The sequence below is a fragment of the Lentibacillus kapialis genome, from assembly GCF_014646635.1.
GTDB lineage: Bacteria > Bacillota > Bacilli > Bacillales > Amphibacillaceae > Lentibacillus > Lentibacillus kapialis.
Genome location: NZ_BMNQ01000097.1, coordinates 1 through 5430, shown reverse-complemented (window position 1 = coordinate 5430; position 5430 = coordinate 1). Strand labels below are relative to the sequence as shown.

At 38.1% G+C, this 5430-nt stretch carries 5 protein-coding genes; all 5 read left to right on the top strand.

Annotation, left to right across the window (positions count from 1 at the left end):
• Window positions 1-263: 263 nt before the first annotated feature.
• Window positions 264-584 (top strand): YbjQ family protein, encoded by a 321-nt coding sequence (locus tag IEW67_RS17385; RefSeq protein ID WP_188634343.1) that lies wholly within the window; start codon window positions 264-266, stop codon window positions 582-584.
• Window positions 585-806: 222 nt separating this feature from the next.
• Window positions 807-2834, top strand: a complete 2028-nt coding sequence (locus IEW67_RS17380) for a restriction endonuclease FokI C-terminal domain-containing protein (protein ID WP_229671937.1) — start codon at window positions 807-809, stop codon at window positions 2832-2834.
• A gap of 156 nt (window positions 2835-2990) precedes the next feature.
• Window positions 2991-3908, top strand: coding sequence for a transposase (locus IEW67_RS17375; protein WP_188634342.1), 918 nt, complete (start codon window positions 2991-2993; stop codon window positions 3906-3908).
• 209 nt (window positions 3909-4117) lie between these two features.
• Window positions 4118-4501: a carboxymuconolactone decarboxylase family protein gene (locus tag IEW67_RS17370; RefSeq protein WP_188634341.1), complete on the top strand. Its 384-nt coding sequence runs from the start codon at window positions 4118-4120 to the stop codon at window positions 4499-4501.
• Between the two features lie 281 nt (window positions 4502-4782).
• The gene (locus IEW67_RS17365; protein ID WP_188634340.1) at window positions 4783-5385 is read left to right on the top strand and encodes a GNAT family N-acetyltransferase; all 603 of its coding nucleotides are present in this window, start codon (window positions 4783-4785) and stop codon (window positions 5383-5385) included.
• The last annotated feature ends 45 nt before the right edge of the window (window positions 5386-5430 follow it).

Sequence of the window (5430 nt, the reverse complement as noted above, 5' to 3'; positions counted from 1 at the left end):
TTGGATGGCTCTTTTTAGGTTGGGAATTTTAGAAAAAGCTTAATCGAATCAAGGAGAAATAATGATACGTTTTGGAGTTCTTTTAATACCAACAGCTATTGTAGTGTTCATTTTATCGAACGTAATATCTTTTTTTATAATCAATATAAGAGTTAGTTTAATTCTTTTTATAAGCTCTATTGTGATTGGCGTTGTAGGCCTTCTTTTAATTTTTATTGGTGTTTTACGAGATAAAATTAAGGAGAAAAGGGAGGAAGACCAAGATGATCTTAGCAAATACTGAGACCATTCCAGGCTATAAGATCACGGATGTAAAGGGGATTGCCAAGGGTAACGTTGTACGTGCAAAGAATGTTGGGAAGGACCTCGTTTCTAGCTTTAGAAATGTCGTAGGCGGTGAAATGACAGAATATACAGAGTTGATGACAGACTCTCGACAAAGAGCAATGCAACGAATGGTTGAAAATGCTGAAAATCAAGAAGCTGATGCCGTAGTTAATGTTCGCTTTGAAACATCTCAAATTTCAAGTGGAGCAGCAGAGCTTTTGGCTTATGGAACGGCTGTCGCTATCGAAGAAACTTAAAACAGCAAATCAACTGCTTATCTGAGAAGTAACGTTTTGATACTACAACGAAGGGCGCACTAATTGAATAAGTGCATCCTTCTGAAACGGGCCATTTTGCGGAATAACTATGATTTAAAAGAGAGGGAATAATATTGTTTAAATCATTTTCCATTACATTTTTTATAGTGGACCTGAGGTTTAGATGCAAAATAAAAAGTTGCTAAGGTGGGTGTTAAAAATATGGTTAAAGTCGATAGTTTGGATTACCCAACAATAAGAAGCTGGGAAACTAAAATCTTTGCAATGCCCAATATTCCCCGGGCCGAAAAAGGTTTTCCAGAATCACTGATGTATATTTTAATGTCAATAAAAGACAACACTCCAATTAGTAGTACGGTGGAAATACCCGGGAGTCAAAGTGAAAGAAACTTGGAACAGTTATACATAAACCTTAGGCCTTCAGGTATAGTGAACAAACCATCTACAGGGTGGGAAATCTCTCAAATAGCACAAAAGTGGTTAGAAACGGAAGATAGTTTATATCTAGCGGCTATTCTTAATGCGAACATTAAGTTCTTCTCCGAAATAATTCACCTCATTAAAAATGGTTATCAACAAACTAGGGAAATCCAAGAAATTGCTAATAACAATTATAACTTGAACTGGAAAACTAAATCGGAAATTCGTACGAGAATAAATTGGCTGAGAGATTTAAACCTTATTTGGTTCGAAAATTTTTCAAGGAATCATTACCTTACAGACCAAGGAGAAAAATTTTTATCAACAGTAGGTTATTTGAAACCTGAAGAAATAAAAACCTATAAAGATGCAACACTCGAAGAAATAGATGTCCCTATGTCATCATGGGCTTGGAAGATGTCTATATTGGACGATGAAACAAAATCCTCCAGGAAAACAGGTTTGGGTTATATACCCGGAAGCATGCAAAACACTCATAATACCATTGTAGGTTATTTACGCATGATGAGTACACCAACAGAATTTTCGACTATAACGGAATATTCTTTAGTCACCTATGGAGTAGCTGAATCTTCAACCAGAGCGTTTATCACAACTTTAATGAATTTAGGATTTATTCAACGAGAAACCAAAACGCATTATAAGACTAGCGAATTAGGGGGGAAGTTTCCTACGGATAATTTTGAAATGGACTTCGCCTGTTGTATGAACAGTCAGTTTTCCTTCTTTTTTGAGATTTTATTTGAACTTAAAGAAGAACACCTTACTGCTAAAGAGTTAGCAGTAACTGCAAAGGTTTCCCACGGTTTTCCAAGTGAAAATAGAACGGAAATAAATAAACGATTGCATATTTTAAAAAATGCTAAACTCATCCAAGAGGCTGGTGTCAGCAAATACAGTTTAACACATCGGGGAGAGTTATTTATCGAGAAGCTTCAACCACATTATCAGGTGAATGACGAAGGTATTGACAAACAAGGGTTAGAGGAATCTGATATAAATGGAACAGAAGTTGAAGATCTTCTTGAAGAAATAAGACATTCTTCTGTTGATTCATCGAATCCTTCTCGTTTTGAGGAAGCAGTAAAGGAAGCCTTTTCTTTATTAGGGTTTAAAGCTGATTTATTAGGTGGGGCTGGAAAAACAGATGTGCTTATCGAGGCTCCAACTACACCAAAATTTTCTTATACTGTAGCTGTAGATGCAAAATCCGCCTATAATGGGAGGGTGACAGAGGATCAAATAAATTTTGATACTTTAGCCGAACATAAAACGAAACATAAAGCTAATTATTCAGTAGTTGTGGGCCGTGAATTCCAAGGAAAAAGATTAACTAATAGAGCCATTAAAAATGAGGTGGTTCTTATTAATGTGGAAGAACTGGAATTACTAATTAAAATGCATACAGAAGTCCCTTTAAAATCAGATTCGTATCAAAAATTATTTGCTCAGAAAGGTTTCGTTAACCCTCAAGTCATTGAAGAAGACCGAAATAATATTCGCCGAGAAGGGCAACTTCTTCAAGCAATTATGAAATGTTTATTTGAAGAGAGCAATGATCCACACACTGAGGGTATTATGCAACCCAAAGAAATATATATATTACTTAAAAGTCAAAATTTGTTCACACCGATTCCTACATTGGGTGAAATAAAACAGATGCTAGAATTTCTCTCCTCACCTCTTATTGGATGTGTGGGTTCTGTAAAAGAGGGTTATTATGCTTTAGGCTCATTAACTGATGCTGCTCATAAATTTAGTTTTTACTTAAAGGCTTGCATTGACTAAAGGTTTAAAATGTACTTTTTATGCAGGCTCTTCATTAAAATCTAAGGCTGACATTTAAGGTTATCTATGGTAGTAATTCCAAATAAATGAAAAAACACCTGTAACCCTGCTATAGTGGAAATACAGAACAAAACGCACAATAGCGAGGTGTTACAAGTGTATTGTCACTATATCAATAAATTATTAAATATTCCAGAGATTCATGTTAACGATATGACATTTGATGACCGAGAAGACGTTATATACTTCCAGGTGGAACCTGTCCAGCTTGTTCAAACATGTCCCTGTTGCGGCAGTACTTATGTCAAACGAAACGGAACGCCCTACAAGCGCCAAGTCCGCCATTTGCCACTTATGAAGTGGCGAACAATCCTTTTAGTACCATCTATCAACATGACATGTATGGATTGTGATGCGCATTTTGTTTGGCAATACGATTTCGTTAAACCCAAAAAGCAATATACCCAGGCTTTTCAAGAAAAGCTGATACAACAGGGGCATGGCACGACTATCCAAGCAATGGCCAGTTTTCAGGCGGTTCCTTATGCAACGGCTGAAAGGTATTATAAACGTGGCCTTGCAGTCCAAAGTGACGACACACAGGCAACGTGTATTCAGGATGCTATGGCGCGTGATCAGCTGGTTTTGGGCATTGATGATTTTGCGGCCCGCAAGGGACACACCTATAATACCGGTATTCACGATTTAAAAGGCGGAAGTTTTCTTGATATCATCCCTGGACGTAAAATGGACGATTTACAAGCTTTTCAAAAGACATGTCCCTACCTTCATGCACTGAATCCTGTTGCCGTGGTCATGGATATGAGCTATACATACCATAAATTCACCCAACAATGCTTTCCGCAGGCCATTCGCATTGCTGATCGCTTCCATGTCAATCGTTATGTGACCGATGCCATGCATGACGTACGCAAAGATGTCCAAAAAAACTTGCCAACACAGGCAAGAAAGCAACTGAAGCGTCATCATCACTTGCTGGAAAAACGCTATGATGCCTTAACTCATAAGGAACAAGCAACTGTCCAAGCCATTTTTACAAGGATCGTATCTTAGTCGAGTGTAACTTAGCTTACATGCAAGGGATTGCTTAATGACGTCAACCATAGATTTTGGTGTTGAGCCTTTATGCAAATCTAGGGATTGTCACGCTATATCAAAACTATCCATCATTTATAGTACGATGAGCAAAATCCACGTGCGATTAAATAAAAGAAAAAGCTAGACATGTATGTATTTTGTTATAACTGCAAATCGTAACAGAAATGGACAAGTATACAAGAGCCAGCACCATTAATCGTACAACACGTGAATTAGTAAAGATTAGAGTTTCTCAAATTAATGGTTGCCCGTTTTGTCTGGATTCGCACACATCAGATGCCCGCAAGATGGGAGAAACAGAACAACGCATTTATTGTCTTGATGCCTGGGAAAAATGTTCTTTTTATACGCCAGAGGAAAAGGTTGCTTTGGAACTTTCCGAGCACATGACGTCTATTGCTGAAAACGGCGTCCCAGAGGAACTCTATAATCGTGTACGCAAATATTATGATGAAAAAGAGTACACAGATCTTGTTTTGCTTATCAATCATATTAATAGTCTTAATCTATTGGCCATTACTATGGGCGATGAGCCTGAAGAAAAATAGCAGTATCCCGCTTTTTTCGTTTTCATCCGTCAGTAGAAACCATCATTACGATATGAACAAAGCAATGTCACCTATACTAATTAATAATAAGTCAGCACGTGTCGAGGAAGTGAGTTCAGCAATAGGGCGCTTATACTGAATAAAAGAAGGCGCCCAATTTGCCATTGCAGAGCCATATTGTGGAATAACTCATTGTGCAAACGATGGGAATTTGACATAATTGTTATTAATTTAAGTGTTGAGAAAAGATGGGGAGATTTAGCATTTACGGGGGTATGGTCATGGATCCAATTCTTCTTGATATACCGGAACAGTTTGAAACCGAACGACTTTTATTGCGGGCACCTCAGAATGGTGATGGAGCAATGGTTAATGAGGCGATAAGAGAGTCTTTTGAATTTCTTCATGAGTGGATGAAATGGGCTGACCATATTCCAAAAACCGAAGAGACTGAAGCAAATGCTCGTAAACATCGAGCGAATTTTTTGTTGCGTGAGGCCTTCACTTTTTACATATTAGATAAACTTTCTGGAGCGTTTGTAGGTACATGCAGTCTGGTAAGGGCAGATTGGCAAGTGCGCCGCTTTGAAATTGGCTACTGGATTAGGCAATCTGCTGCTAGACGACAAGGATTTATGAGTGAAGCCGTGGACGGAGTGACTCAATTTGCTTTTAAGAATCTTCAAGCCAATCGCATCGAAATACGTTGTGACACTAGAAATAGTGCCAGTTGTAGGGTTGCGGAGCGCTGTGGGTACCACTTGGAAGGAATCCTTATAAACAACTTCATCGCTCCAGCTGGCGACCTCAGAGATGATTGCCTCTACGCAAAGGTACGCTTGAAGAATGGTTCATTCGGTTACCCAACGTTAACAAGCAAATGAGTAAACTAATAATGATGGAATGTTTCAGTAGTTTTTACATAGAGG